The 21,458-nt window shown below is 65.8% G+C and carries 28 protein-coding genes and 1 riboswitch; of the genes, 15 read left to right on the forward strand and 13 right to left on the reverse strand.

What is annotated here, in order from left to right:
* Window positions 1-6 precede the first annotated feature (6 nt).
* The gene (locus tag AU252_RS12065) at window positions 7-1,002 is read right to left on the reverse strand and encodes an aldo/keto reductase (RefSeq protein ID WP_058930924.1); all 996 of its coding nucleotides are present in this window, start codon (window positions 1,000-1,002) and stop codon (window positions 7-9) included.
* Window positions 999-1,727 carry a nucleoside/nucleotide kinase family protein gene (locus tag AU252_RS12070; RefSeq protein WP_083510358.1) on the reverse strand — a complete coding sequence of 243 codons (729 nt, stop codon included), beginning with the start codon at window positions 1,725-1,727 and terminating at the stop codon, window positions 999-1,001. The genes AU252_RS12065 and AU252_RS12070 overlap by 4 nt, the downstream gene beginning before the upstream one ends.
* Before the next feature lie 190 nt (window positions 1,728-1,917).
* On the opposite strand from AU252_RS12070, the gene AU252_RS12075 reads away from it, so the two are divergent.
* The 5 genes from AU252_RS12075 to AU252_RS12095 all read left to right on the forward strand — a co-directional run bounded on the left by AU252_RS12075 (window position 1,918) and on the right by AU252_RS12095 (window position 5,190).
* The gene (locus tag AU252_RS12075) at window positions 1,918-2,376 is read left to right on the forward strand and encodes a hypothetical protein (protein ID WP_157768975.1); all 459 of its coding nucleotides are present in this window, start codon (window positions 1,918-1,920) and stop codon (window positions 2,374-2,376) included.
* A gap of 103 nt (window positions 2,377-2,479) precedes the next feature.
* Window positions 2,480-2,806 carry a hypothetical protein gene (locus AU252_RS12080; RefSeq protein WP_058930926.1) on the forward strand — a complete coding sequence of 109 codons (327 nt, stop codon included), beginning with the start codon at window positions 2,480-2,482 and terminating at the stop codon, window positions 2,804-2,806.
* 2 nt (window positions 2,807-2,808) lie between these two features.
* Window positions 2,809-3,492 carry a CPBP family intramembrane glutamic endopeptidase gene (locus AU252_RS12085; RefSeq protein ID WP_058930927.1) on the forward strand — a complete coding sequence of 228 codons (684 nt, stop codon included), beginning with the start codon at window positions 2,809-2,811 and terminating at the stop codon, window positions 3,490-3,492.
* A complete protein-coding gene (locus tag AU252_RS12090) occupies window positions 3,476-4,411 on the forward strand; it encodes an ABC transporter ATP-binding protein (protein ID WP_157768976.1) in 936 nt (311 codons plus the stop codon). The genes AU252_RS12085 and AU252_RS12090 overlap by 17 nt, the downstream gene beginning before the upstream one ends.
* The gene (locus AU252_RS12095) at window positions 4,408-5,190 is read left to right on the forward strand and encodes an ABC transporter permease (RefSeq protein WP_058930929.1); all 783 of its coding nucleotides are present in this window, start codon (window positions 4,408-4,410) and stop codon (window positions 5,188-5,190) included. The genes AU252_RS12090 and AU252_RS12095 overlap by 4 nt, the downstream gene beginning before the upstream one ends.
* Here the strand turns inward: AU252_RS12095 and AU252_RS12100 are convergent.
* The 4 genes from AU252_RS12100 to AU252_RS12115 form a co-directional block, all read right to left on the reverse strand.
* Window positions 5,168-5,536 (reverse strand): DMT family transporter, encoded by a 369-nt coding sequence (locus AU252_RS12100; RefSeq protein WP_058930930.1) that lies wholly within the window; start codon window positions 5,534-5,536, stop codon window positions 5,168-5,170. The two genes, AU252_RS12095 and AU252_RS12100, sit on opposite strands and share 23 nt — an antisense overlap.
* The gene (locus tag AU252_RS12105; RefSeq protein WP_058930931.1) at window positions 5,536-5,859 is read right to left on the reverse strand and encodes a DMT family transporter; all 324 of its coding nucleotides are present in this window, start codon (window positions 5,857-5,859) and stop codon (window positions 5,536-5,538) included. The genes AU252_RS12100 and AU252_RS12105 overlap by 1 nt, the downstream gene beginning before the upstream one ends.
* Window positions 5,860-5,868: 9 nt before the next feature.
* Window positions 5,869-5,934, reverse strand: a riboswitch (guanidine-III (ykkC-III) riboswitch).
* Between the two features lie 72 nt (window positions 5,935-6,006).
* Window positions 6,007-6,537 carry a ferritin gene (locus AU252_RS12110; protein WP_058930932.1) on the reverse strand — a complete coding sequence of 177 codons (531 nt, stop codon included), beginning with the start codon at window positions 6,535-6,537 and terminating at the stop codon, window positions 6,007-6,009.
* Window positions 6,538-6,621: 84 nt separating this feature from the next.
* Window positions 6,622-7,287, reverse strand: a complete 666-nt coding sequence (locus tag AU252_RS12115) for a HutD/Ves family protein (protein WP_058930933.1) — start codon at window positions 7,285-7,287, stop codon at window positions 6,622-6,624.
* A 73-nt stretch (window positions 7,288-7,360) separates the two neighbouring features.
* On the opposite strand from AU252_RS12115, the gene AU252_RS12120 reads away from it, so the two are divergent.
* From AU252_RS12120 to AU252_RS12130, 3 genes are all read left to right on the forward strand, one after another.
* Entirely contained in the window at window positions 7,361-8,200 is an 840-nt protein-coding gene (locus AU252_RS12120; protein WP_058930934.1) for an aminoglycoside phosphotransferase family protein, read from the forward strand.
* An 89-nt stretch (window positions 8,201-8,289) separates the two neighbouring features.
* Window positions 8,290-8,889, forward strand: coding sequence for a phosphoribosylanthranilate isomerase (locus tag AU252_RS12125; protein ID WP_058930935.1), 600 nt, complete (start codon window positions 8,290-8,292; stop codon window positions 8,887-8,889).
* 131 nt (window positions 8,890-9,020) lie between these two features.
* Window positions 9,021-9,422 (forward strand): YccF domain-containing protein, encoded by a 402-nt coding sequence (locus AU252_RS12130; protein ID WP_058930936.1) that lies wholly within the window; start codon window positions 9,021-9,023, stop codon window positions 9,420-9,422.
* On the opposite strand, the gene AU252_RS12135 is transcribed toward AU252_RS12130, so the two are convergent.
* Genes AU252_RS12135 through AU252_RS12145 form a run of 3 tightly spaced genes read right to left on the reverse strand, consistent with a single transcriptional unit; the run spans window position 9,419 to window position 12,154 of the window.
* Window positions 9,419-9,853, reverse strand: a complete 435-nt coding sequence (locus AU252_RS12135; RefSeq protein WP_058930937.1) for a VOC family protein — start codon at window positions 9,851-9,853, stop codon at window positions 9,419-9,421. The genes AU252_RS12130 and AU252_RS12135 overlap by 4 nt on opposite strands.
* 59 nt (window positions 9,854-9,912) lie before the next feature.
* Window positions 9,913-10,782 (reverse strand): DUF4031 domain-containing protein, encoded by an 870-nt coding sequence (locus AU252_RS12140; protein WP_058930938.1) that lies wholly within the window; start codon window positions 10,780-10,782, stop codon window positions 9,913-9,915.
* 37 nt (window positions 10,783-10,819) lie between these two features.
* Complete coding sequence (locus AU252_RS12145; RefSeq protein WP_058930939.1) at window positions 10,820-12,154, reverse strand: FAD-binding oxidoreductase; 1,335 nt, start codon at window positions 12,152-12,154, stop codon at window positions 10,820-10,822.
* Window positions 12,155-12,335: 181 nt separating this feature from the next.
* Between AU252_RS12145 and AU252_RS12150 the strand changes: the two genes are divergently transcribed.
* From AU252_RS12150 to AU252_RS12170, 5 genes are all read left to right on the forward strand, one after another.
* Window positions 12,336-12,746 carry a TOBE domain-containing protein gene (locus tag AU252_RS12150; RefSeq protein ID WP_056341185.1) on the forward strand — a complete coding sequence of 137 codons (411 nt, stop codon included), beginning with the start codon at window positions 12,336-12,338 and terminating at the stop codon, window positions 12,744-12,746.
* Between the two features lie 44 nt (window positions 12,747-12,790).
* Entirely contained in the window at window positions 12,791-13,555 is a 765-nt protein-coding gene (gene modA / locus AU252_RS12155; protein ID WP_083510582.1) for a molybdate ABC transporter substrate-binding protein, read from the forward strand.
* A gap of 22 nt (window positions 13,556-13,577) precedes the next feature.
* Entirely contained in the window at window positions 13,578-14,441 is an 864-nt protein-coding gene (locus AU252_RS12160) for an ABC transporter permease (RefSeq protein WP_058930941.1), read from the forward strand.
* The gene (locus AU252_RS12165) at window positions 14,438-15,499 is read left to right on the forward strand and encodes a sulfate/molybdate ABC transporter ATP-binding protein (protein ID WP_058930942.1); all 1,062 of its coding nucleotides are present in this window, start codon (window positions 14,438-14,440) and stop codon (window positions 15,497-15,499) included. The genes AU252_RS12160 and AU252_RS12165 overlap by 4 nt, the downstream gene beginning before the upstream one ends.
* Window positions 15,500-15,567: 68 nt before the next feature.
* Entirely contained in the window at window positions 15,568-16,242 is a 675-nt protein-coding gene (locus tag AU252_RS12170; protein ID WP_058930943.1) for a hypothetical protein, read from the forward strand.
* Window positions 16,243-16,261: 19 nt separating this feature from the next.
* Here the strand turns inward: AU252_RS12170 and AU252_RS12175 are convergent, their stop codons facing one another.
* Together AU252_RS12175 and AU252_RS12180 are read right to left on the reverse strand one after the other, a co-directional pair.
* Entirely contained in the window at window positions 16,262-16,600 is a 339-nt protein-coding gene (locus AU252_RS12175) for a YciI family protein (RefSeq protein ID WP_058930944.1), read from the reverse strand.
* A 289-nt stretch (window positions 16,601-16,889) separates the two neighbouring features.
* Entirely contained in the window at window positions 16,890-17,285 is a 396-nt protein-coding gene (locus AU252_RS12180) for a hypothetical protein (RefSeq protein WP_157768977.1), read from the reverse strand.
* A 261-nt stretch (window positions 17,286-17,546) separates the two neighbouring features.
* On the opposite strand from AU252_RS12180, the gene clpB reads away from it, so the two are divergent.
* Window positions 17,547-20,204, forward strand: coding sequence for an ATP-dependent chaperone ClpB (gene clpB, locus AU252_RS12185; RefSeq protein ID WP_058930946.1), 2,658 nt, complete (start codon window positions 17,547-17,549; stop codon window positions 20,202-20,204).
* A 25-nt stretch (window positions 20,205-20,229) separates the two neighbouring features.
* Here clpB and AU252_RS12190 read toward each other — a convergent pair whose 3' ends face one another.
* Together AU252_RS12190 and AU252_RS12195 are read right to left on the reverse strand one after the other, a co-directional pair.
* The gene (locus AU252_RS12190) at window positions 20,230-20,625 is read right to left on the reverse strand and encodes a VOC family protein (protein WP_058930947.1); all 396 of its coding nucleotides are present in this window, start codon (window positions 20,623-20,625) and stop codon (window positions 20,230-20,232) included.
* On the reverse strand, window positions 20,622-20,771 hold the full coding sequence (locus AU252_RS12195) for a CopG family transcriptional regulator (protein ID WP_058930948.1): 150 nt from the start codon (window positions 20,769-20,771) through the stop codon (window positions 20,622-20,624). The genes AU252_RS12190 and AU252_RS12195 overlap by 4 nt, the downstream gene beginning before the upstream one ends.
* A gap of 72 nt (window positions 20,772-20,843) precedes the next feature.
* On the opposite strand from AU252_RS12195, the gene AU252_RS12200 reads away from it, so the two are divergent.
* A complete protein-coding gene (locus AU252_RS12200; RefSeq protein ID WP_058930949.1) occupies window positions 20,844-21,365 on the forward strand; it encodes a GNAT family N-acetyltransferase in 522 nt (173 codons plus the stop codon).
* Window positions 21,366-21,458 lie beyond the last annotated feature (93 nt).

The following is a 21,458-nucleotide window of genomic DNA, read 5'->3' on the forward strand; positions in this document are numbered from 1 at the left end:
TTCAGTTTATTCACGCCCCTGTGACACCCAGTTGGGGTCCGCCGAGCGGGAGCCGACGACGGCGTCCGCAGCCTGGTCCAGCGCCTCCAGTTGTGCCGGGGTCAGGTCCAGGGACAGTGCGCCCAGGTTTTCGTCGATCCGGTGCGTCTTGCGGGTGCCGGGGATGGGGACCACGGCCAGTCCCCGCCGTTTGCCCTGCTCCAGCAGCCACGCGAGTGCAACCTGGGCGGGCGTTGCGGACAGCTCGGCCGCGACCGACCGCACGGCGGCCACGACTCCCTGGTTCGCGTCAAAGGCGTCCGCGGCGAACCGCGGGATCCGGCGTCGGAAGTCGTTGGCTCCCAGGCTGGAAGCGTCCACCGTGCCGGTGAGGAATCCCCGGCCCAGTGGCGAATACGGCACAAAGCCCACGCCCAGGCTGGCCGCGGCCGGAACTACGTTGCGTTCGACGTCGCGGCTCCAGATGGACCATTCGCTTTGGACCGCGGCGATGGGGTGCACGGAGTGGGCTTCGGCCAGCTCCTGCGCGGTCACCTCTGACAGGCCGAGGTGTTTGACCTTGCCCTGCTGCACCAGCCCCGCCATGGCCTCCACGGTTTCCACAATCGGAACGCGGAGGTCACGGCGGTGCATGTAGTAGAGGTCGATCACGTCCGTGCCAAGCCGCTTTAGGCTGGCGTCGACAGCCTGCCGGACGTAGGCGGCATCTCCCCGGACATCCGTGTAGCCATCAGCCGGCGAGCCCACCAGGGAAAACTTGGTGGCGAGCTGCACTTCACCCCGCCGGTCCTCGAGCAGCTGCGCGATGAGTTGCTCGTTGCTGCCTCCGCCGTAGATGTCCGCGGTGTCAATGAAGCTGACGCCGGCATCCACCGCATGGTGCAGGGTTTTGAGGGCCTCGTGCGGGTCAACTTCGCCGTAGACCGGGGTGAGGGCCATGCCGCCGAAACCCAGGGGGCTGACGTTGAGGCCGTCGCCGAGGTGTACCAATGGTGCAGTCATGAGTGCTCTCCATTCGTTTGTGGATTCTCGTCCCAGCCAAGAACCCCGGCCCTTGCCCCGGTATTCCTAGAGGGTGTCCTGTATTCCTGGCCGGTGGCCTGGCCCCACGGGATGATCCGGTCGGCGCCCCGGCGCGTGGCCTCGATCATCACCGCGTTGGCCTCATCCGGGCCCGCCGCCCATGCCTCCGCTGCGGTCCGCTCCATACCGAACTCCACGTGCCGGTCCACCAGCCGGGCAAGCCGCAGCGCGGGAGGGGAATCCATGAACCAGACCTCATCCAGCTGCGCCCGGACATCCTTCCACTCAGGTGTCTCCGCCAGCAGATAGTTTCCCTCGGTGATCACCAGCGGCACGGACGCGGGGACTGCGATGGACGCGGCCACCGGTTCGTCCAAAGTCCGCCGGAACTCGGGCGCGTACACCACCGCCTCATCCCGCCGCACGAGCCGCTGCAACAGCGAGAGATAGCCGCCGACGTCGAACGTGTCCATTGCGCCCTTGCGCTGCCGCAGCGGTGTGCCGTTGATGATCGCGTTGCCCAGGTGGAAGCCGTCCATCGGCACCACGACGGCGGTATCAGGGCCGAACTCCCGCTGCAGCCGGGCCGCAAAGGTGGACTTGCCGGAGCCGGGTGCGCCCGTGATGCCCAGGAGTAGCCGCCGGCCGCCATCGAGCCTGTGCTGCAGGGCGTCGAGTGCCTGCTGTACTTCGGGGGAGTCCATGGCAAAAGCCTAAACCGGAGGCCGGAATTGGCCCAATGAAGTGAGGGATGAATGCGTCCTTTGCCCAATATCAAAAGAATCGAGCGAATCGCAAGTCACAAGAACTGTGTTTAATCAAACGTCTTTAGTGATATCTTCAACGAGGTCGCGGCCGACTAATTGATTAAATGTGAATATTTGGGGGAATTACATGTTGAAGAGAAAGTTGCCGTTTGCCCGCAAGGCAATCATTGGCGCTGCACTGATCCCGGGCATTCTGCTCGGCGGGGTTGTATCTGTTTCGGCGGCGCAGGCTGCGCCGGCCACGTCGTCCTACAGCGCGACCTCGGTCGCCGCTGTGGCCGAAACGCGGGAACTCAGGTTGCCGTCAGGCACTGCCTCGGCACTGACAGGCGCCACGGATGTGGCTCCGGGCACCACGGCATCAGGTGAAAAGCGGATCAACATCGGTCCGGTTGTCAGCTGGATCAAGAACAACGTGGGCTGGCTCTGGAACAGTCTCGTCAACGCTGTTAAAGCCGGCTGGGGTGCCTTCCTGAACTGGTGGAACAGCCTCGCGGGCTGGATCCGCTGGTCGATCGAACAGGTCGCCGGAGCAGGTGTCGGAGCGATCTTCGAGGCCCTGCGGCATTACCTCTTCGGTTGGTAGCCTGCAGGGATTCCCTGCAGGACTGAGGTAAAGCCGGCACGGCGGCGGGGATCCACGCCGCCGTGCCAGCTTGCCCCCAACAACAGCTTCGAACGAAAGCGCTATGAAATTGGAACAGAACAACTGGCGCGGCCAGAGCGACACCATGCAGGTCAATGGCGCCACGGTCGCCAAGAAAACTTCCCTTCGACGGTTCCTGGCTTTCACGGTGCTGGCCGTTTCGGGGGCCCTGACCTGCCTCATCCGCTTTGAGTTCTTCGACCTGATCTACTTCGCAGGGTTCATCGCGGCCATAGTTGGTATTGTCGCCAGCCACGGATACAGGCAGTATTCGCACTGGATTGGCCTTGCCGTTGCCTTGTCCAGCTTCGGGACGCTTGTTTTTGGGACACTGCGCTTCATTGGGCGGCTCACGGGGGCAGCGGCCTGACCGTGCGCCCGAAGGCCCTGTACCTCGTCGCGTTCCATGGCGGCACCATCCTCGTTGCCGGGGCCGTCGCAGGGTTCCTGGACCCAGCATCGCCGGTGGCGCCGGAGGCCTGGGCCTGGATGGCGGCGACGGTGCTGTTCGCCGGCGTGTGGTGGCTTTACGGGAACGACTGTGGGCCGTCAGCCGGGCGGCACCGTTCCGTGTGGGTGATTCCCGCCGTAGCCGCCGCCTGTCTAATAATCAGCCACCTTATTAATAGCCGCGGAGTGGCAGGAGTTTCCCTTTTCGCCGGGATAATTCTCGTGGCGCTGGGCGAAGAATTGGTTTTCCGCTTTGCACCTTTTGTGTTATTGGCGCATTTCCAGAAAAAATGGCGCAATATGACAACTGCCATATTTGGTATTATTGTTTTTGTTGCCGCCCATATGCCATCACTGGATATCCTGCTGATCGACAAGCTGTGTTTTGCGATAGCCGCCACAGCTTTGGTGATGGCTTCCGGCGGGATCTGGCTGGCAGTTGCCCTCCACGTTTTATCCAATCTGCTGTGGCACGCCATGGTGGTCATCGGTCAGCAGGGCCACATGGCCTACTTCATGGCGGACCTTGTCCTGGTCCTGGCGGCGTTGTTACTGGCGCTGCGCTTACGTGTACGGAAGGAATTGTCCATTGGGGTTAGCGTCTGAGGCCGTTTCAGGGATTTCCTTCGCGGGGGTCACCAAGGCATACGCCGGGCGGAACGTGGTGGACTCCGTCAGCTTTGACTGCCCGCGGGGATCCATCACCGGATTCCTCGGGCCGAACGGAGCGGGCAAGTCAACCACGCTGCGCGTTGCGGCCGGCCTGACCCGCGCTGACGCCGGCGAAGTCCTTTTCAACGGACACCGGCGCCAGGACCTGGAAAACCCGGGACGCACCATCGGCTTCGTCCTGGACCCCACGGCATTGCACCCGGGCCGCTCGTTGCAGGAGACCCTGAAGCTGAACGCAATGCTGCTGGGCGCGCCGCGCTCCGCCGTCGAAAATGCCCTCAGCGTTGCCGGCCTTGAGTCAGTGCGGAGAAAGCGGGTGGGCTCGCTGTCCCTGGGGATGCGGCAGCGGCTGGTCCTCGGCATGGCCCTGCTCGCCGGACCCCAGTTCCTGGTCATGGATGAGCCCACCAACGGACTCGACGCCGATGGTGCGCTTTGGGTCCGGAACTTCCTGAAGCATTTCAGCGCCCAGGGCGGCACCGTGCTGCTCTCCAGCCACCTTCTCCGCGACATGCAGGCAGTGGCGGACCACATTGTCATGATCGACCGCGGGCGGATCGTCGCCTCCGGCACCGCCGCAGAGTTCAGCGTCAGCTCCAGGACCAAGGCCACCGCCGTCGAACCGGAGCGCCTCACGGAAGTCTGCAGGAGGCGTGGGTGGGGCTTTGACCTTTCCGGGCGGGAATTTCTGGTGGACGCCACGCCCGAGGACATTGGCCGGGCATGCCTTGAGTACGGGGTGGTGCTGACGCATCTGTCCAACATCACGGAGTCAGCGCTCGAGGAGAAATTCCTTGCCTTGACGTCCGGGGAATTCAGCAGCCGCAACAACAACCTGGAGCAGATCCGATGAGCCAGCACACCCTCCAGCAAACGCCCGTCCGGAACGGCAGGGACCGGCAAGTCGGGTTTGCGCGTCTGGTTGCTTTCGAAGTCCGCAAGCTGGTGGACACACGCAGTTCGCTGGCGATCTTCGCAGTGCTCGCTGTCATTGCCGTGGCGCTGGTGGTCGGGCTGGCAGTTGTCGGATCCGGACAAGGCACCCCCGTCACCTTCGCCAGCCTGGCCGGGAGCATCGGGCTTTTCACGGCGCTGGCGATGCCGCTCATCGGCATCCTGGGGATGACGTCCGATACCGCGTACCGGACAACGCTGGTTTACTACCCGCTGCTGCGGGGCAGGACCGCGCAGTTCTGGGCCAAGGTCCTCGCTGCCGCCGTCCTGGCCCTTGCCCTCCAGGTTTTTGTGTTCCTGCTGTCCGCTGTTGTGGCTGCCGCCCTGGCCGGTGCCGGACCAGGTGCCGCTGGTGCATTCGACGGTGTAGGGCAGGAACTGGCAACCGGCCTGGCCTCCTGCTTGCTGAGCACCATGTTCGGTGTGGCCCTCGCCGCGGCGATCCGCCGGACCGCGCTGGCAATCGTCGCCGTCATCCTGGTCAGCCTTGTGGGCAACGGACTCATCCTCACCCTCCTGCCGGATGCCAGCGGCTACCTCAGCACCATTACGGCGCTGGGTGCGCTGATCGGTGGACCGGATACACCCACGGCGCTGGAAGTGGCGTCGTCCCTAACCCTCTGGTACCTGATTCCCCTCGGCATCGGCTGGTGGATTACGGAGAAGAGCGAGGCGTAGCGTTCGCGGATTTCCCAGCCGGCAGGGATTTCAACCCGGCCGCGCAGGCCACAATCCCCCCGATGAACAGCACCTTCAGGACACTGAAGGGTTCGACGCCGGTGGCCATCGCCCAGCCCACCGTCAGGGCAGCGCCGATCCCCACCCAGACGGCGTAGGCCGTCCCGAGCGGGATGCTGCGGATGGCCAGGCCGAGGCCGATCATGCTCAGGGTGGCCGTCACGGCGAAGAGAACGGTGGGAAGGGGCCGGGTGAAACCGTCGGACAGGCCCAGGGCGCTGGCCCAGACGGCTTCCAGCACGGCGGAGGCCAGCAGCATCAGCCACGCAGCGGAACGCTTATTCATTACGCCACCACCTTCAGGCCAACCACGCACGCGGCGATGCCGGTGAGCAGCAGCAGGCGCGCCGTCGTCGGACGTTCCGCCCTGGTGGTGATCGCGTAGGCGGACGTCAGCACCACGCCCACGCCCACCCACACGGCGTACGCGGTGCCGGTGGGGATGGACTGCATGGCGATGGCGAGGCCGGCCATGCTGGCGAGGACGGAGACCAGGAAGAGGAGGGCAGGCGCGAGCCGTCGTCGGCCGGAGGCCTGGAATGTCCGGTGCAGAGCTGCGGCCCAGACGGCCTCCAGCGCCCCGGAAAGAATGAGAATTAACCACGACATGACAGATCCTTTGGCCAGTCTTGTCGCGTGCCGGGTACTGAACCGTCGTCCGGAGGGTCCTGTGCGGAGCCTTGTTTCCAGCATAGCAACGCCCGACGGCGGGTGGCCGGGTTGGTGGCCAACCTCACCGCCGGGCGGGGCAGGACCTTAGAGAGCGCCGCCGGCAGTCTCAGGCGCGGAGGAGTCTCGGCCCCCGTTGCCCACGGTTTCGCGGGCGATGAAGTTCTCGATGTCGAACAGGTTGTCCGCGCGCTCGGCAATGTTCAGGAGGGTGGTCATGGCGGCGACCTCCTCCACCTGCTCCTTGAGGAACCACAGCATGAACTGCTCGCCCAGGGCGTCGTCCTCGCTACGGGCCGCACGGAACAGCGCCTCGATCGCGGCCGTCACTTCCTTCTCCTGCTCCAGTGCCAGGGCCAGCGGCTCGGTCACGGACGAGAAGTCGTTGCGCACGGTGGTCACGCCCGGAATGGTGAACTCAATGTCGCGGTCCAGCATGTACTGCACCATCATCATGGCGTGGTTCCGCTCTTCCACCGACTGCCGGTAGAAGTAGCGGGCCAGCTGCGGGAGGTCCTGGTTGGCGAACCAGGTGGCCACGGCAATGTACTGCTGCGAGGCCGCGAACTCGTTGCCGATCTGGGTGGACAGGAGTGAATTAAAGGGCGTGGAGGTCATAGCCAGAGTCTAGGAGCGCCCCGCGCCGCTGACCAGTGTGGAAAGGCTCAGATAACGAAGGCGAGGCTAGCCTGCAGCGCTGGATCAGGCAGTCACGCGGTCGATTGAAACCACGGCCAGGAAGCCGCGGCCCAGGATTTCGGGGGTCCCGGTATCGGAGCCGACGACGGCGTCATACCTGTTGAGTGCCTCGGGTTCCGTGGGGCTGGGGGCAGCTTCCTCGGCGTCGGCTTCTGCGGCGGCAGCGGCTCCCGCGGCGTCCGCGGCTTCCGCGCTGACGCTGACGCTGAGGTTGCCAGCGCTGACGGTGGCCTGGCCCTGCAGCAGCACTGCGAGCTGGCCCTCAAAAACCGGGTGTGCGCGCTTTTTGGAGAGCTCGATGATGGACGTGAAGCCCTTGAACGAACCCGTCCGGGCGATGACATTCAGGTCGCGGATGTCCCCGGTGGGCAGGGCCCCGTGCGCGGCAGCTTCGCCGGAGAACCTGAACGGCCGGTACTTCTCCAGCGGGTGTTCGTCGCCGTCCACGGTGAGCAGGAGGAGTTCCCCGTCGATCACGGTCAGCACGCGTTCCATGCCCGGGAACGCCGAGAAATCCCCGGCCTTGCTGACGTCGGCGATGCTGACGCGCCAATCCCAGGCGCCGTCCTGCGCCGAGGCGGCCTTCGGGTGGCTGGCAAGCTCCCGGGTCACCCCGCCGCCGTTGCGCCACGGTTCAGACCTGAGTTCTGCGAAGCGGATGATCTCCATCGGACCAGCCTAGTTTGTTTGGGCGTCCTCTCCAGTGTTTGGGCGACCCCGCCACGCGTGGCATGCTGGGCAAATGCGCCAGGGGATCACCGAGGAACAGAGCCGGCTGCTGACGTCCTGGCTTGGGGAATTCAGTGTGGTGCGGGATTACTCCTGGCCCCTGCAGGACACCAATGTCCTCCACGCTGCCACGCCGCCGGGCGAAGAATTCATCGTCAAAGCGAGCACCACAAGCCACCATATCCACCGCGAGATCTCCGCGCATGCCGGCGGTTTCGAAGGGCTCAACGGCCGCGTGCCGGCGTTGCGGTTTGCCTCGGCGAAGGCCGGGATCCTGGTGACGGAATTCCTGCCGGGGATCCTGGTTGAGGGGACACCGGCCGAGGATGAGCCGGAAACGTACCGCCAGGCGGGGGAGCTGCTGGCGAGGATTCACCGGCCCGCCGGGGAATCGTCCACTTATGCAGAAGCCCTCACGGCAAAGACCCGGGCGTGGATGGACCGCGCCCACGGACTGCTGCCCGAAACGTATCTGGAAAGCTTTGAACGGGAGCTGGAGGCACTGCAGCCGGGCGTGGTGCAGCTCGTGGCAACGCACGGCGATTACCAGCCAAGGAACTGGCTGCAGGACAACGGTCAGATCAAGGTGATCGACTTTGGCCGAGCCGAACTGCGTCCGTGGGTGCACGATCTGGTGCGCATCAGCCCCCAGCAGTTCGTCCACCGGCCCGACCTGGCGGACGCGTTCCATGCCGGCCTGGGCAAAACGGTGGGACCGGCGGAATTAGACGTTTGGCGGCTGGAGAACCTGAACCAGGCCATCGGCACGGTGGTGTGGGCCAACCAGGTGGGCGACGCCGCGTTTGAACAGACAGGCCGCATCATGGTGGAGCGTTTGCTGTCCGGCGCCTGAAATGGAACCGGCCCACATCGGCGCAGGGGGCACTTCCCTGCTAATCTCCTCCCGGGGGACGTCACCAAGACAGCCTGAAGGAGCCGGAAATGTTCGTCAAAGTCTGTGGTCTCAGTACGCCCGAATCCGTCCGTGAGGCCGTGAAGGCCGGGGCGGACGCCGTCGGCTTTGTCCTGACGGCCAGCCCGCGGGTGGTCTCGCCGTCGCAGGTTTCCGCGCTGCTGGCGGACGTGCCGGAAGGGGTGCTTGCCATCGGCGTTTTCCGGCATGAACCTGTCGCCGATGCCATTGCCATCGCCCGTGCCGCCGGACTCGAGTGGGTCCAACTCCATACGGACCTCACCCTGCAGGACGTCACAACAGTGCACAACGCCGGCATGAAGCTGATCAGGGCGGTCACCATGGCAGCCACTGCGGAGGCGTTCGCCGACTGGGGCGAGGAAATCCTGTTGATTGATGCCGCCGTGCCCGGCTCCGGAGAAGCCTGGGACTACGCCTCCATGGTGGACGTGACGGCGCTCCAGGACCGCAAGTGGCTGCTGGCTGGCGGATTGGATCCGGACACCGTGGCGCACGCCACCGCAGCCTCAGGCGCCTGGGGCGTGGACGTCAGCTCCGGCGTCGAGGTTTCCCGTGGCGTGAAGGACCTGGAGAAGATCCGGGCCTTCGTGAAGGCCGCCAAGGGCTGAGGCCCGGTCCAGGTTTTAGGGTCCAGGTTTTAGGGTCCAGGTTTTAGGGTCCAGGTTCCAGGTCCAAGTTCAGGGGTCAATCAGGGCAGACCCCTACGTTTTTGTCAGACCCCGCGGGGCACAATGGACAGATGAAGACTCTGCTCAACATCATCTGGCTGGTATTCGGCGGACTTTGGCTTGCCCTGGGCTATTTCCTGGCCGGCATCATCTGCTGCCTGCTGATCGTCACCATTCCGTGGGGCATCGCGTCGTTCCGTATTGCGGCGTACACGCTCTGGCCGTTCGGGCGCATGGTGGTGGACAAGCCGGGCGGAACGGGCGTGTTCTCGCTCCTGGGGAATGTCATCTGGCTGGTGGTGGCCGGCATTTGGATCGCGATCGGCCACGTGGTCACGGCCATTGCCATGGCGGTCACCATCATCGGCATCCCGCTGGCCATCGCCAACCTCAAACTCATCCCGGTGAGCCTGATGCCGCTGGGCAAGCAGATCGTGCCCACCAACAGCCCGTTCGTTACTGCGTACCGTTAGCCAGCGGCGTTCCCGGGGGTTTCTCTGAATCCGGGGACCAGTCCCTGGGCTTCCAGCTCTTCTGACCGGAGCGCCCGCAGCACACAGAACTCGTTGCCGTCCGGGTCAGCCATGACCACCCAGGTGACCTCCGGGCCCTGTCCGACGGAAATGCGTGACGCGCCAAGGGCTTCCAGGCGCTGCACTTCCTCGGCCTGGTCATCCGGACGCAGGTCCAGGTGCAGCCTGTTCTTGAGCTCTTTCCGCTCGGGGACTTTCACGAACAGCAGGTCCGGGCTGACGCCGTCGGCCGGGCTGCCTGCGGGCGGCTCCAGTACGATTTCGTCCTCCACCTCGTAGGTGCGGCGCCAGCCCAGGGCCTTCTCCCAGAAATCGGCGGGCACTTTGGGGTCGGTGGAGTCGACGCTGACGGATTGGATGCGCAGGTTCATCCGAGCAGTCTTGCACCGGCCGGGGCGCCCGTAAAGGCTTCCGGCGGCTGCGCGAAGAGTCAGGACAGTTCGCCCCGCAGGTTCCGGCGGGCGGCATCGAGCCACAGTTCCCGCGCGCGGTCGCTATGGAAGAGCGGGTCCAGTTCCAGCAGATGACGGACGACGGCGGCCCGCCCGGCCGCGAAGTCGGCGTCGCCGATGTGCGCGTAGTCTTCCCGGACGGCGGCCACATACCGGGCGTAGGGCTCAGGTTCGCCGCCGAGGACTGACAGGTCCGCGTCGCAGAGGAGGGCGCCGTCGTCGTCCCCCGGCTCCGGACGGTGGTCCGATGTCAGCCGCACCAGCCGCGCCACCTCGTCTATATCGTCGGCCGGAAGACCTGCGTCCGCCAGACGCTCCTCGGCGAGACGGGCCGATTCCTCCTCGTCCTGGCCGGCAACCCCGCGGTACACGGCATCGTGGAACCAGGCTGCGAGCAGCACGGTCCGCGGCGGATCGGCGGGGTCAGTGAGCAGGTCCATGGCCTCGAGTACTGCCAGCAGGTGCGTGCAGCCGTGATACCGGCGGTGTTCCTCGCTCCAGCGGTCCAGCAGGTCAAGGAAGAGGGCGTCATGACCCGGCATGATGGCTTCCCAGCGGTTCAGCAGCGGCACTTTGAGGGACTTGTTGCGCTGCCGGGCCGGGATGCGCAGCCCGCTGGCGATCAGCTTGCGGACCAGGATCCGGGCTTCCACCGGGATGGCACCCGCGGCGACCAGATCGTCGAACCGGCGCTCGGCGACGTCGTAGTGGTCGCCGTCGAACGCCCGGTCCGGGATGCCGGCCGCGGCGGCGAAGGCGTGCAGTTCCGCCAGCGACGTGTCCGAGATGAGGTGCGAAAAGTGTGTGCCGTGGGCGGGCCACAGCGGCGGATCCAGGTAAATCGCCATGGGGGAAGTCTAGTGCGGCAGCTCTCCGCTGGGCCGGTCAGGAGCCGGCCGGCAGGATGTTCTGGTTGCCCTGGAAGACGTTCCGCGGATCGAAGTCCCGCTTGACCCTGGCCAGCCGGGCGTAGTTCCCGTTGCCGAACGCGGCGCGGATGCGCTCCTGGCCCTCGTTGCCGATGAAGTTGAGCCACACCCCGCCCGTGGCATACGGCGCAATCTTGCCGCGGAAGTCCTTCACCCAGGCCTTGGCCAGCTGGCCTTCCTCGGGTGTCGGCGAGATGCCGTACGGGTGGCTCACCCAGGCCGCATTCCGGTTGTTCAAGGGCGTGGCCGCCCCCGCGTTACCGCCGACGGCACCGCCCCAGCGGGCGATGAGCTGCTGGGACGTGGCGTCGGGCAGGTTCCGGGCCGACTCCACAAACAGGTCCAGGGCGGCATCGGGAAGTTCGTCGTGATAGTCCGCACTCCAGTAGTTGTAGTGGTCTGGTGGATCGTCCAGGGAGCCGTTGAACTCTGAGTAGGGAGTGTCGCCCACCAGGTCAACGGCCGGCCCGAGCTCGCGGAACGGCCGGGCATGTTCGGAGCCCTCCTCGGGCTCACCGGCGTAGACGTACACGATGAGGGTGGCCATCTTTCCCACCAGGTGCTCCGGAACAAACGGCTCCGGCGGCGCAGTGAAATACAGGAGCCCCAGGCCCACGCCATCAGGGGCGGCCAGAGCCAGGTCCCGGAACGCCCGGGAAACATCAGTGGCCGCCTCCCCGGGCCACAGCCAAAACCCGGCGTGGACCACCGGGCCGAGCCGGTGCGCCTGGAACGTGAAGGACGTGGCCACGCCGAAATTGCCGCCGCCGCCATGGAGGGCCCAGAAGAGTTCCGGGTTTTCCCGCGCACTCGCGGTGACGCGCTCGCCGTCGGCCGTCACCAGGTCCACCGAGACGAGGCTGTCGCACGCGAACCCGAAGGACCGCTCCAGCCACCCGGAGCCGCCGCCCAGGGTGAAACCGGCCACTCCGGTGGTGGAGGCCCGCCCGCCCGTCACGGCCAGGGCATGTTCCTGGGTGGCGTGATCGAACTCGCCCCAGGTCACGCCGGCCCCCACGGTGACGATGCCGGATTCGGGGTCCACGTCGATTGACTTCATGGGCCGGACATCGATCACCAGGCCGTCGTTGTTCATGGACATGCCGGCCACTGAGTGGCCGCCGGCGCGGACGGCAATGGCGAGGGAATTCTCCCGGCCATAGCGTAGGGCTTCGGCCACGTCCGCATCATTGGAACACTGGGCAATGACCGCCGGACGCCGGTCAATCATGGCGTTGAAGACTTTCCGGGCCGGGTCATAGTCGGGGCTGTCAGGCCTGATCCACTTCATCACAAACGCTCCTCAGCGACTGCGGCCCCTCCCCTCCACATAGCGTAGGACTTCGGCCCACCACCTTCCAGAGGCAGCCCAACTGATGCCACGAGCGGGAGCGAAAGAAGCGGCAAAGTCATATTCTGATACGCGGCGAAAACTACTAAGAAAACCCGCAAATGCGGACTAGGATCATGAAATGCCCACTATTCGCGTATCCGAAGCCGCGCGGTTCCTTGGCGTCAGTGACGACACCGTCCGGCGCTGGACTGAGAACGGCAGCCTTACCCCCGTCAAGGACGACGCCGGCCGGCTGGCCGTGGACGGCCTGGAGCTGGCCAGGCACGCCCAGAAGCTCGCGCAGCTTCCCGAGGACCCGCACCGCTCAGGGAGTTCGGCGCGCAACAGGTTCGTGGGCCTGGTCACGGGCATCACTGCGGACAAGGTCATGGCCCAGGTGGAACTCCAGTGCGGGCCGTTCCGGGTGGTGTCGCTGATGAGCAGCGAAGCCGTCCGGGACCTGGGCTTGGAACTCGGGTCCGTGGCCACAGCGGTGGTCAAAGCAACCACAGTCATCATCGAAACCCCGCATGGAAAGAGCATCATTTGAGCACCCGCAAACACGCCGGCGCCACCATCATCACGGCCGCCCTCATGCTGGGCCTCGCCGCGTGCGCACCGGCTACGACGCCCGCGGCCACGCAGCCCGCCGCGTCGCAGTCCCCGGACGCCGCCGGTCAGGTCTCCGGGACGATCACGGTCTTCGCAGCCGCGTCGCTCAAGGCCACGTTCACCCAGCTGGCCAGCGACTTCGAGGCGAAGAACCCGGGCACCAAGATCGTATTGAGCTTCGCCGGCTCCTCGGACCTGGTCACCCAGATCACGCAGGGCGCACCGGCTGATGTCTTTGCCTCCGCCGACACCAAGAACATGACGAAGCTCGCCGACGCCAAGCTCCTGGACGGGACCGCGAAGAACTTCGCCACCAACGTCCTGGAGATCGCCGTCCCGCCGTCCAACCCGGCGTCGATCGCGTCCTTCGCCGACCTGGCCAAGCCAGGCGTCAAGGTGGTTGTCTGTGCCAGCCAGGTTCCGTGCGGGGCGGCCGCGGACACGGTGGAAAAGGCCGCGGGCGTGACCCTCTCGCCGGTCAGCGAGGAGTCATCGGTGACGGACGTCCTGGGCAAGGTCACCTCGGGCGAGGCCGACGCCGGCCTGGTCTACGTCACCGACGTCAAAGGCGCCGGCGGCAAGGTCAAGGGAATCCCGTTCGACGAATCCGGCAAGGCAGTCAATACCTATCCCATCGCCGCAGTAGGCTCGAGCCGGAACAAGGAACTGGCGGCAGCCTTCATCGCCATGGTGACCGGCGCCGACGGGCAGAAAACCCTCGGCGAGGCCGGCTTCGGCGCACCGTAAGCACGCGGCCCCCAAGGAGACCATGAGACAGGCCAGGAACGGCGGGTACGGCGGCGTCCCACGCTGGATTTACGTCCTCGCGGCTGCCGGCGGACTGTTCGTGGTGCTGCCGCTGGCGGCCATGGTGGGCAAGGTCAACTGGACCCAGTTCATCCCGCTGATCACCTCGGAAGAGTCGCTGCAGGCCCTTGGGTTGAGCCTGCGCACATCCGCGGCCAGCACCGTCCTCTGCATCGTGCTGGGTGTGCCGCTCGCCCTGGTCCTGGCCCGCGGCAGCTTCCCCGGCCAGCGCGTCCTCCGCTCACTGGTCCTGCTGCCGCTGGTGCTTCCGCCGGTGGTGGGCGGCATCGCGCTCCTGTACACGTTCGGGCGGCAGGGGCTGCTGGGCCGGACGCTGGAAGTGGCTGGCCTGCAGATCGCCTTTTCGACGACGGCGGTCATCCTGGCCCAGACGTTTGTGGCCCTTCCGTTCCTGGTGGTCAGCCTCGAGGGTGCCCTGCGGACCGCCGGGAACCGGTACGAAGCGGTGGCGGCGACGCTCGGCGCCGGGCCCACCACGGTGCTTCGCAGGGTCACCCTCCCGCTCGTGCTGCCGGGACTGGCGTCCGGCGCGGTGCTGTCCTTCGCCCGCAGCCTGGGCGAATTCGGCGCCACCCTCACGTTCGCGGGCAGCCTGCAGGGGGTGACCCGGACCCTGCCGCTGGAAATCTACCTGCAGCGGGAAACGGACGCCGATGCCGCCGTCGCGCTTTCCCTGGTCCTCGTGGCGGTGGCCTTGGTGGTGGTAGCGCTCGCGTACCGCAGTCCCCGCGCCGCCGAACGGGCCCCCGCGCTTAGCGGGGAAGGCACGACGACGGCGCCGGCCCAGGGAGGTGCGGTCCGGTGACGTTCTCGGTTCAGGCCGCCGTGGCTGGCCGCGGGTTTGACGTCTCCCTCGCGGTGGGGCCGGCCGAAACGGTGGCCGTAATGGGAGCCAACGGCGCGGGCAAATCGACCCTGCTGAACGTCATCGCGGGCCTGCTGCACCCGGACTCGGGCACGGCCCTACTGGACGGCAGGACCCTGTTCGACCTCACCGCCGGGCGCGGCGAATGGACGGCTCCGCACCGGCGCGGTACGGCGCTCCTGGCCCAGGAACCGCTGCTTTTTCCGCACCTGAGCGTGCTGGAGAACGTGGCCTTCGGGCCCCGGAGTGCGGGGGCTTCGAAGCCGGCCGCGCGGGAGTCCGCCCTGCGGTGGCTCGCGGAAGTCGAGGCGACGGAGCTGCAGTCCCGCCGCCCGGCCGGGCTCTCCGGCGGCCAGGCGCAGCGCGTTGCGGTGGCGCGGGCGCTCGCCGCCGACCCCGGGCTCCTCCTCCTGGACGAGCCGATGGCCGCGCTGGATATCCATGCCGCGCCGCTGCTCCGGCGCCTGCTCAAGCGCGTGCTGGCCGGCCGGCGGGCCATCATCATCACGCATGACGTCCTCGATGCCCTGTTTCTGGCCGACCGGGTGGTCATCCTCGAAAACGGGCGGATCAGCGAGGAAGGCCCCACCCGCGACATCCTTCAGCGCCCGCGCAGCCGGTTCGCGGCCGGACTCGCCGGACTCAACTTTGTGGCCGGCCACCTGACCGAACACGGTCTGCGGTCCGGCGCCCTCAACCTCTATGGCCACCACGACGTAGCCGCCCCGCTCCCCACCGGGCGGCCGGGCGTGGCTGTCTTCCCGCCGTCGGCCGTTTCCGTTTTCCTCACCGAAGCGCATGGCAGTCCGCGGAACTCCTTCGCCGTGACCATTACTGACCTGGAGCCCCACGGGGACGGGATCCGGGTCCGCGCCGGGGAGGGCGGGCAGCTGAGCGCGGACATCACTCCGGCTGCCTCTGTAGATCTCGGGTTGGCGCCGGGCATGCAGGTGTATTTCGTGATCAAGGCCGGTGCCGTGGCCATCTACCCGGGCTGAACGGGCGGGAATGCGCGGGTAGGCTGGTCAGCGTCGTCCGGACGCGGCGGCGGTATTGGGGGAGAACCATGAAGAAAATTACGACGGCGGCTGCCGTCCTGGCGCTGCTGGCGGGCCTGTCCGGGTGCGGCCTGTTCCCGTCGCCGACGCCGCTGCCGGACATCGCCCCGGCAACGCCCGCGTCCGTGCTTCCGCCGGATTGCCCGTTTGTGGGCAGGGACGACGTGTCGCCGGTCCGGATCCCCAAGGGCACGCCGCGCGAAACCGTCGGCAGCGTCCTGAACGCCTACAGCGGCTGGATTAACGCCGGCTCCGAGCTGGTCACGGCCTGGAGCCCGGGCAAGGCCGTCCCGGTAAACTGCGTCGCAGACCTCGCTGCAAAAAACGCCGAAGCCTATTCGAGCACGCTGTTCACCACGCACAGCGACGTCGCGTGGCAGGAATACTTTGCGGCGGTGAAGGTGATGAACCAGCAGAACCTGGCGGCGGTCCGCGTTGCCGGGCCGGAGACGGGTGTGCGCGGCACGTTTGCGCTGCTGCAGGAGATCGATTCGAGCGCCACGGACAGCGGCACGTTCCTGAAGTTCGACGCCGTCTACCGGCCCACCGTTGCCGGGCAGGGCAGCTGGGAGGACCTGGACAAGCCGACCCGCTGGTACGTGGAACTCGTCCCGGCGGGGGAGTTCCTGGTGATCAACTACATCGAAACCAAGCCTGCGGCCGGCTATCCGGCAATGCCCTAAACCGGCCGCAGACCGCTGGCTACATCCCCGGGATGTCGAGTGTTTCGTGGATCTGGATGGTGGCGCCTTCGCCGGACATGAAGTGCGGGTGGCCGTCCATCAGCGCAACAGCGGCGTCCAGATCCTCGGCCTGGATGACGCTGTAGCCGCCCAGCGTTGCCTCGGCGTCTGTGACTGCCGAACCGTCCAGGACCTTGGCGGCGCCCAGCGGCGTTCCGAGGTCAACGATGCCGTCACCGGCTCTGGCAGCCCAGTCCATCCACATTTTCATGCCGGCCTCGGCCTCTTCGGGGCTCGCTTCCGCCATGGCTTCTTCGGCTGGCTTGGGCGATTTGTACAGAACCACAAATTTCTTCACGGTACGTCCTTGTCTTCGTGCGCCGAAGGGATCGTCCCGCCGGTCACAGGATGATCCTAGGGCTTCGCGTGCCGCTGCGGCAGGGGGCGACGGACCCCGACGGAGGAGGGGCCCCGAGGAATCACAATGACGTTGTCAACGGATTCCTGAGCTCTTAACGAGTGACTTCGACGGGCTTGATTTCGCCCGCGATCTCCGGAGTCCGCGTGAAGCCCTCCGATCCAGCGCTGGGGCGGGCTGACCAATTCTTGAAAATTTGGGCCATGTCCGGCGTTCGCCTCCCCGGGTGCTAGCAGCTCGAATGCGTCTTCTCCCTGCGCGTCTCACCGTTCGTGACGACAACCTGGGAGTTGGCGCGGCACGTCACGCCATCCTCGGTAAACGTGTTCTGGCTACTCAACTTTGTCAGGTTGTCCGTTAGGGTGTAATGCGTTTTATAGTCGAACGACGACTGGCCGTCAGTCGTCTGATCGCGGGTGTTGGTCGTGTAGTGGCCGTCGACGTTTCGAGTCGCGCCGCGGTACTCATAGGTGTATGACCCATCGGGGTTGCTGGTTTCGGTGTGTTCCACCTGGGCGCGGTTGCTGCCGGGGTCGGACGGCGGCGCGGCCAGCGCCGGCGAGGCAGTGAGGGCGAGAGCCAGGCCAGCGCCGGAGGCGACGACCAAGCGGGTCAAACGGTTCATTGTTAGGGTCCTTCCGCTTCTTTGTCGGGCGGCCCCAACCGCAGTGAGTGGATTCTGACCATTGCCTTTAGCTCCGCACAACACTTTCGCGAGCATCTTGTCGCTACGCCAGTCCGTGGACACGGATTTCCACATAGGCGTGGTGCGGCTCTGGACAGGCAGTTCGCCGTCGGCAAACATGGGGCGTAGTGGGCATTTCCTCAAAGTTGAGCGTTGTAGACTCAACTTAGCGAAAAATGCATATCCCGGAAGGAGCTCTCTTTGGACGTCAAATTCACCACCAAGAGCCAGGAGGCTCTTTCGGCAGCAGCCATGAACGCCTCCACGGCAGGGAATCCCCAGGTGGAACCTGCCCACCTGCTCAAGGCGCTGATGGATCAGCGGGAGGGCGTCGCCGTCGCGCTTCTCCGCGCCACGGGCGCAGACCCGGATGCCGTCAGCGTGCAGGCGAGCGGCGCCATCAAGGCGCTGCCGGCAACGTCGGGCGGCTCCACGCAGCAGGCCCAGCTGTCCCGGCCCGCGCTGCTGGCCATCCAGAACGCCAAAAACGAGGCCGACCGGCTGGGTGACACGTATGTCTCCACCGAAGTGCTGTTGTTGGGGCTCTCAGCCGGGAGTGACGCCGTCGGGCGGTTAATGCGCGACGCCGGTGCCTCCCATGAAGCGCTGCTCGCCGCCCTGCCGGGTGTCCGCGGCGACCGCAAGGTCACCACGCCGGACCCGGAAAACACGTTCCAGTCGCTGGAGCGGTTCGGCACTGACCTCACCGCGATGGCGCGTGCGGGCAAGCTGGACCCGGTGATCGGCCGCGACACCGAGATCCGGCGCATCATCCAGGTGCTGAGCCGCCGCACCAAGAACAACCCCGTCATCATCGGCGAGCCTGGTGTGGGCAAGACTGCCGTCGTCGAAGGGCTCGCCCAGCGGATCGTGGCCCGCGATGTCCCGGAAAGCCTGCGGGGCAAAACCCTTATCGCCCTGGACCTCGCCTCAATGGTGGCCGGCGCCAAGTACCGCGGCGAGTTCGAGGAGCGGCTCAAGGCCGTCCTGGAGGAGATCAAGAATTCGGACGGCCAGATTGTCACGTTCATCGACGAGATCCACACGGTGGTGGGCGCCGGTGCCACGGGGGAGTCATCGATGGATGCCGGCAACATGCTTAAGCCCATGTTGGCCCGCGGTGAGCTGCGGCTGATCGGTGCCACCACCTTGGATGAGTACCGCGAGAACATCGAGAAGGACCCCGCGCTGGAGCGGAGGTTCCAGCAGGTGTACGTGGGCGAGCCCAGTGTGGAGGACACCATCGGTATTCTCCGCGGCCTCAAGGAGCGCTACGAGGCGCACCACAAGGTCACCATCGCCGACTCCGCGCTGGTGGCCGCCGCAACCCTGTCCAACCGCTACATTTCCGGCCGCCAGCTGCCGGACAAGGCCATTGACCTGGTGGATGAGGCAGCTTCGCGGCTGCGGATGGAGATCGACTCCGCGCCGGAGGAGATCGACCAGCTGCAGAGGGCGGTGGACCGGCTCACCATGGAGGAACTGGCTCTTGCCGGTGAGAAGGATCCCGCGTCCGTGGAACGCCTCGCCGCGATCCAAGCGGACAAAGCCGACAAGACTGAAGAGCTGGACGCATTGAACGCCCGCTGGGCTGCCGAGAAAGCCGGGTTGAACCGGGTGGGTGACCTGAAGGCGAAGCTGGACGAACTTCGCTCCCAGCAGGAAAAGGCCGAACGGGAAGGCGATCTGGAAACAGCCTCGCGCATCATGTATGGCGAGATTCCTGCGCTGGAACGTGAACTGAACGCCGCCGCTGCAGCCGAAGAGGCGGTAACGGACAAACCTGCCCCGATGGTGGCTGACGAGGTCACGGCGGACGACATTGCGGACGTCATTTCCGCGTGGACCGGCATCCCCGCCGGGCGCATGCTGCAGGGCGAAAGCCAGAAACTGCTCCACATGGAGGAGGAGATCGGCAAACGCCTGATCGGCCAGGCCAAGGCGGTGGCCGCGGTGTCCGACGCCGTCCGCCGTGCGCGGGCCGGCATCAGCGATCCCAACCGGCCCACGGGTTCGTTCCTATTCCTGGGGCCCACGGGCGTGGGCAAGACCGAGCTGGCCAAGGCGCTCGCGGATTTCCTGTTCGACGACGAACGCGCCATGGTGCGGCTGGACATGTCCGAGTACGGCGAGAAGCACTCGGTGGCGCGGCTGGTGGGTGCCCCTCCGGGGTACGTCGGCTACGAGGAGGGCGGCCAGCTGACGGAAGCCGTCCGCCGTCGGCCGTACTCGGTGGTTCTGCTGGACGAGGTGGAAAAGGCCCATCCGGAGGTTTTCGACATCCTCCTGCAGGTGCTCGACGACGGCCGCCTCACCGATGGCCAGGGCCGCACCGTGGACTTCCGCAACGCCATCCTGGTGCTGACGTCCAACCTGGGCAGCCAGTTCCTGGTGGACCAGTCACTGGACGCGCAGGCCAAGCGGACCGCGGTCATGACCATGGTCAACGCCTCCTTCAAGCCGGAGTTCCTGAACCGGCTGGACGAGATTGTGCTGTTTGAAGCCCTGACCGTTGACGAGCTGGCGGAGATTGTGGAACTGCAGGTGGCCGAGCTCGGCAGGAGGCTGCGCGATCGCCGGCTCTCCCTGGACGTGTCCGACGGCGCCCGCGCCTGGCTGGCCATGTCCGGCTTCGACTCCGCGTACGGTGCCCGGCCACTGCGCCGGCTAGTGCAGCGGGAGATCGGCGACCGCCTGGCCAAGGCCATCCTGTCCGGCGACATCGCCGACGGTGACACGGTGCTGGTGGACACCGCGGCCGACGTCGACGAACTCACGATCGAAGGGCTGGAGGCGCTTGCGGGACCCGACGGCGATGCTCCCGCTGGCACGGGCCTGGTGGTGCGGCGGAAGGAATAGCGGTCCTGCAAGGCTCGGGCGAAGCCTATTTCAGGGCAGCAGATTCCCGTATTTCATAGCTGAGGTTTTGGTGGTCCGCATCCATTTCGTTGACTTGGATGCGGTATCCGTCGGGGTCATTGACAGTGATGAAACGGCCGAACGTTTCGTCCATGATGTCCGACGGGGCATATCCGGCAGCTCTTAGTCGCTCTGCGGTGAGCTCCAGCCTTTCGTCGGTGGAGAAGTGCAGCGCTACCGCTCCGGCATCTGAGTGTGTGGTTCCCGCTTGGGCAATGTGGAGCCCAAGTTGCCCGCCGTTGCCGTGCAGGTCCGCCCAGGTTCCGCTTGTTGCTGCAGCGTTCTCGTTCAACCCAAGGGTGGAATAAAACTTGTTGGCGAGCTCGATGTTCCGCACGAAGCGGATCGGAGTAACTCTCATTTGGTTGAACCTTCCTTGTTGAGGGCCTGGGTCAGCGTTTCTTCGACGAACGACGACAGTGATAGTCCGCGTTCGATTGCTGCGTGTTTGACCTGCTTGACTAGGTCTGTTGGCAGGTAGATGTTGAACTGTGTCTTGTCGGCCATGGCTAGAATGCTAGCAAAATAGCATTCGATGTACAAGGGCGAGCGTGCTGGGGGCGCCTGTAGGCTTCGTAGGTGATTCCCGGAAAGACGTCCCGGCTTCGATTCCGGCAGATGGCGTCAGCAGACCTGGACAACATGACTGCGCTTCTGGGTGATCCTGCTGTCATGGCGTATTACCCCGCACCCAAGACGCGGGAAGAGGCCGCGCAGTGGATCGCCTGGAATGAAGCGAACTACGCCACGCATGGTTACGGCCTTTGGATTGTGGAAACTCTCGATGGCGAGTTTCTGGGTGACTGCGGACTTACCTGTCAGCAGGTCAATGGTCGCAGCGAGTTGGAGGTCGGATTTCACATCCGCGCGGAGGCGTGGGGCCGGGGATATGCGACCGAAGCGGCCGCGGCGTGCATGGAATTCGCACGCGACGAGCTCGCTGTTAAGCAGCTCGTCGCCATTATCCATCCAGAAAATGTGGCTTCTCGTCGGGTGGCGGAGAAAATTGGCATGAGCTACATCGAGAACGATCATGGCGGCACCATCGCGACGCGGATGGTTCTCGGAGTTCAGCTGGCGTCCGGTAGGGGTCCCGCATGAACGCTGGGCTGCGGGGAAGTAGCATCGTGCTTACACAAGAGCCTGAGATATGACACCAGAGAGCTAGAAGCATCCGGCTGGACAAGAATTCAC

Source organism: Pseudarthrobacter sulfonivorans (assembly GCF_001484605.1).
GTDB lineage: Bacteria > Actinomycetota > Actinomycetes > Actinomycetales > Micrococcaceae > Arthrobacter > Arthrobacter sulfonivorans_A.